The 4354-nt window shown below is 68.9% G+C and carries 6 protein-coding genes; 4 read left to right on the top strand and 2 right to left on the bottom strand.

Annotated elements, in window-relative coordinates:
• Positions 1 to 269: PucR family transcriptional regulator (locus tag ACTWQC_RS35620; RefSeq protein WP_443320017.1), on the top strand; the 269-nt coding region annotated here is incomplete at its 5' end.
• Here the strand turns inward: ACTWQC_RS35620 and ACTWQC_RS35615 are convergent.
• Positions 257 to 1477 carry an IS701 family transposase gene (locus tag ACTWQC_RS35615; protein ID WP_443320016.1) on the bottom strand — a complete coding sequence of 407 codons (1221 nt, stop codon included), beginning with the start codon at positions 1475 to 1477 and terminating at the stop codon, positions 257 to 259. The genes ACTWQC_RS35620 and ACTWQC_RS35615 overlap by 13 nt on opposite strands.
• A 285-nt stretch (positions 1478 to 1762) precedes the next feature.
• Here ACTWQC_RS35615 and ACTWQC_RS35610 point away from each other — a divergent pair, with 285 nt between their 5' ends.
• Positions 1763 to 2461, top strand: coding sequence for a DsbA family oxidoreductase (locus ACTWQC_RS35610; protein ID WP_443320015.1), 699 nt, complete (start codon positions 1763 to 1765; stop codon positions 2459 to 2461).
• 65 nt (positions 2462 to 2526) lie between these two features.
• Here ACTWQC_RS35610 and ACTWQC_RS35605 read toward each other — a convergent pair whose 3' ends face one another.
• The gene (locus tag ACTWQC_RS35605) at positions 2527 to 2925 is read right to left on the bottom strand and encodes a cupredoxin domain-containing protein (protein ID WP_443320014.1); all 399 of its coding nucleotides are present in this window, start codon (positions 2923 to 2925) and stop codon (positions 2527 to 2529) included.
• A gap of 131 nt (positions 2926 to 3056) precedes the next feature.
• On the opposite strand from ACTWQC_RS35605, the gene ACTWQC_RS35600 reads away from it, so the two are divergent.
• Positions 3057 to 3650 (top strand): iron transporter, encoded by a 594-nt coding sequence (locus ACTWQC_RS35600; protein ID WP_443320013.1) that lies wholly within the window; start codon positions 3057 to 3059, stop codon positions 3648 to 3650.
• 3 nt (positions 3651 to 3653) lie between these two features.
• A complete protein-coding gene (locus ACTWQC_RS35595) occupies positions 3654 to 4262 on the top strand; it encodes a hypothetical protein (RefSeq protein ID WP_443320012.1) in 609 nt (202 codons plus the stop codon).
• Positions 4263 to 4354: the final 92 nt, after the last annotated feature.

Genomic DNA, 4354 nt, shown 5'->3' with positions numbered 1-4354 from the left:
GGCAGCGTTTCACCGAGCTCACCCGCACCATGGACGCCTACTTCGACACCGGTGGCAGCCCGAGGTACGCGGCCGAGAAACTGCATGTGCACCCCAACACCGTCGTCCGCCGGCTGGAGCGGATCAGTGAACTCCTGGGCCCCGAATGGCAGAAGCCGGAGCGCGCACTCGAAGTCCAGCTCGCGCTCCGGCTCTCCCGCCTACGGCATGTCCTCAGGGCGCGCCGGTCCCCCTTGGCCTATGACGGGTCCGAGGATCAGGACGCGTAACTCAGTTCTCCGGACGTATCGGCCAGGGCGGCAACGGCATGGGCGGCCGACGCGAGCGTGACGTGACGGTGCCATCCGCGGAAGGAGCGCCCCGCGAAGTCCCGGATGCCCACCTGGTTGGCGATCCGTATGAAGTCCTGGTCGACTCGGTGGATGAGCCGGCTCAGCCGCAGCAGAGCAGCGGGCTGAGCATCCTTCAGGTCCGTGAGCCACAGTTCCGTGGGCCACCGCCGGTCGTTGTCCCCGACGCCCAGGAGGTACAGATCCCCGCCCCGGGGGGCGTGCCCCAGCAGGAGACGACCGTGCCTGGACGGCATCCTGACGCGGACGACAGCGACCAGGCCTGTCCGCGCGTCCGTCTCCGGACCGCGCTCCTTCCACAGGACCGGGCGCCTCATGTCCCTGGCCGCACCCATGATCTGATGCGCAGTCAGGGCCTCGGCCCGGCTGTGCAGGGCCGGGTCGGAAACGCCCAGCCGAAGAGTGCTGCTGACCCTGATGAGCAGAGGTACCCGAGCGCCACGGAGCTTCCGGACGATGATCGCGGCGTCCGCATCGCGGGCATCCATGACCACGGGCCGGACCGGCAGGTCCCAGCCCCTGTCCATCTCGAGGTACGCCTCGGCCGCACACTCACTCAGCGTCTCCACGCCCACATCGTCAGGGATCGATGCCTGGCTGCGCCGGTGTCGGTCCTCCAGCCACGCCCGGGACAGATGGAGCCGCCAGTTGACCGGAGCGCTCATCTCCTCCGTAGCGGCCCAGACCCCGATGGCCTGCTGTGCGTTCATCACCTGTCCCAGATCGGGGAAGAAGCTCTTTTCCACACCAACCGTTCGCTCCCCGGCCTTCGGGATCACCATGGGCCTGACCACCCAGGCCTGTGGGGGTGCCGTGCTCGCCAGGTGCCGGGCCAGCGCCCGGCGTACGGGGGTCCATTCCCAAGTGGAGTCGCAGATGAAGTGGTGCAGGCTCTGTTCGGTGGCCTGCCCGCCGATCAGTGCGGCGATGTTCCGTATGGACTTGCGCTTCTGGGCTCCCAGGAGACCGCGAATATACGCCAGCCCCTTCCTTCGCTGATCGCTACGGGGCAGTGATGTGAACAACGCTGAACAGAGTTCCGTGAGCACCACCTCACAGGAGCCGGTCGGCGGCGGTATGCGCGTCTTACTCGGCTCGTCGTCCGTGTCCGGGGCAACAGCACTCATGGATATTCCCGTCGTAGGTGGACGGACGGTCAGTCGCTCGGGAGTTGCCCCTCCAATGTGCGCATGGCGGCTCGTCCCGCCCAGGTGCGCAGACCACACGCGTGTGCTGCCGGACAGTGTCCGGGCCAGCATCCTGCTCATCTACCGAGACGGTGCATGCCGGCGTATGGTCTGGTCCTTTGTGTCCGGGTCACCATGGGTGCCGGTTCGGAGCCCGAACCCGGTCCCGGTTTGCTTTGCTGCAGCGGACGCGTCCCATCCGGGACAGGACCGAGGAGAATCAGCATGAGCGATGCCAGGGAACCGGGAACCGTCATGGTCTGGTCCGACATAGGCTGCCCGTGGGCGAGTCTGGCCCTGCACACCCTCCGCAGCACGGCGCGCGAGCGCGAGCAGGACATCCTGATAGACCACCGGGCGTTCCCGCTGGAACTGTTCAACAGCCAGCCCACTCCCAAGTTCATCGTGGAGCCCGAAATCATCGTGATCGCCGCGCACCGCCCCGAGCTGGGCTGGCGCATCTGGTCGGGGCCGGAGTCGGACTACCCGTCAACCACGCTGCCCGCGCTGGAGGCCGTCCAGGCCGCGAAGGCCCCGGCCGTCGGCGGCCTGCGCGGCAGCGACGAGCTGGACGCCGCGCTGCGTCACGCCTTCTACGCCGAGAACCGCTGCATCAGCATCCCCTCGGAGATCCTCGACGCCGCCGCGAAGTGCGAGCACGTGGACGCCGAGGCACTGGCCAAGGCGATGGAGCGCGGCGCAGGACGGGCCGAGGTGTACGAGCAGTGGCGTACGGCCCAGGGCCCCGAAATCCAGGGCAGCCCGCATCTGTTCGCGTCCGGCGGCTACGCCGCCCACAATCCGGGCGTACTCGCGGAGTGGACCGGCGACCCGAACCGGGGCGGTCTCCCTCGCCTGGACGGCTATGACGTCTCCTGGGCCCAGAGCCTGCTCGATCTGCTGGCGGAGGGAAACGGGCGGTAGGGGAGCGCCACTCGGCCCGCCTGCCGGCCGGACCGCGGCCCAGGGCCCACCAGGGTGCGGATCGGTCAGCCATGGTCCTTCGTCGTGACGGTGAATTCACCGCGGATGCCGTTGCCGACCATGCCCGGCTTGCAGGCGGTGGTGTACGTGCCGGCCTCGGTGACCTTCACGGTCATCTCACGGGAGGTGCCGGGGCCGATGCCCTCGACCTCGCTGATCACCTTGTCGTCCGGCCCGTAGAGGTAGAACTCGGTGATCTTGCTTCCCTCATTGGCCACCTCGAAGGCGATGGACTCGGCAGGCGCGGACGTCCGGGAGAGCTTGCACGCGTCATCGGTGGCCTCGACCGCGATGCCTCCCGACTTCGCGTCGCCGTCGCCCTTCTTGGCACAGGAGGTGACAAGAGTGAGCAATCCGGCAGCAAGCAGGGCAATGGCTGCAGGGTGGGGCAGGCGAGAGGTCACGGCGTCTCCTCGGAGCGATACGGATGGGTGGAGGCGGCGCGGAGTTTAGGCGAGAGGCGGTCCTGGCTGTCCAGATATCGATCATCCCGCAGCCGCCTGATGAGCCTCGGCGGGCTGTTCACGGCGACTCAATGTCCAGAATCTCTCTTGTCGCGCTCTGCATCGCCGCCCCGCTCACCCTCGCACTCACTGCCTGCGGTGGCGGCGACGCCGATGACAAGCCCGCCAAGAGCCAGGTGAAGGAGACGGCGCCGGCCGGCGTGGCCCACCAGCACACCGTGCTGGACGCGGAGATCGCAGCCAGGGGCGGCGAGACCCGCGTCGGGGAGTACCGCATCGGCTACATCGTCGAGGCGGCCGAGCCCTGGTTCCACGCCGAGCACGGCAAGCAGGTCAACCGGACGCCCGCCAAGGACGAGACGCACCACATCGAGATCATCCCGATGGAGGCCGAGACCGGCCGTATCGTGCCGGATGTACCGATCCGCCTCGAAGTGGTCGACAAGGACGGCAAGGTCGTCCAGGCCCAGGATTTGAACTTCTACTACGCCGAGTTCTTCCACTACGCCAACAACTTCTCCATCCCCGAGGCCGGCACGTACACGCTGCGCGCCACGCTCGGGACCCCGACCTTCCTGCGTCACGGTGCCAGCGGTGAGAAGCCCGCCCTGAGCAAGGCCGTGACCGCGACCTTCCGCGATGTCGAACTGAAGCCGGAGAGCTGAGCAGTGGCTTCGAGCTCCGGAAGAGCTACGGCCGCCCCGGGCCTGGAACCGGGGCGGCCCGCGGTCGCAGACAGTGTCGAGGCCGCGGGCCGCCCGCCCACCCCGCCGTGGGCGCTCGTGCTCCTCGGCGCCCTGGGCGCCGCAGTCCTGGCGGCCGCCTGCTGGACGGCCGACCACGTCCACGCCGACCCGCTCTTGCTCGCCGTGGCCCGCTTCCTGCACCTGGCGGCGCTCATCGTGGGTCTGGGGTCGGTGCTCGCCGTCGACTGGTTCGCCATCCTCTGGACGCTCGGACGCCGCAGCCTGGAGGACGTCCTGCGCACCGCCTGCGCCCTGCAGATGCCGATCTGGCTCGGGCTGGCCGGACTCGTACTCAGCGGCCTGTTCCTCCGGCCGGATCTGGCCTCGCCGCTGACGCTGATCAAGCTCGGACTCGTACTCGCCGTCCTGTTCAACGGCCTCTACGCACACTGGCTCGGACAGCGCCTGCGGCACGTGCACACCCGGCCCGTCCCGCGCCGCCTGCTGATCCAGTCGGGAATCGCCGCGACCGTCTCCCAGAGCGGATGGTGGGGCGCCACCGCGATCGGCTTCGTCAACAGCCAGCCCTGAACCACCACATCACGGCTGAGGCGCACGGCCCGGCATCTGGACCCGGGATCCGGCGGCGGGTGGAAGGACCCCCCCCGACCACCCTCCCCCCA

It is taken from the genome of Streptomyces sp. 8N616, assembly GCF_052246385.1.
Lineage (GTDB): Bacteria > Actinomycetota > Actinomycetes > Streptomycetales > Streptomycetaceae > Streptomyces.
The sequence above is the reverse complement of the archived record's forward strand: the minus strand, read 5'-3'. Positions and strand labels throughout refer to the sequence as shown.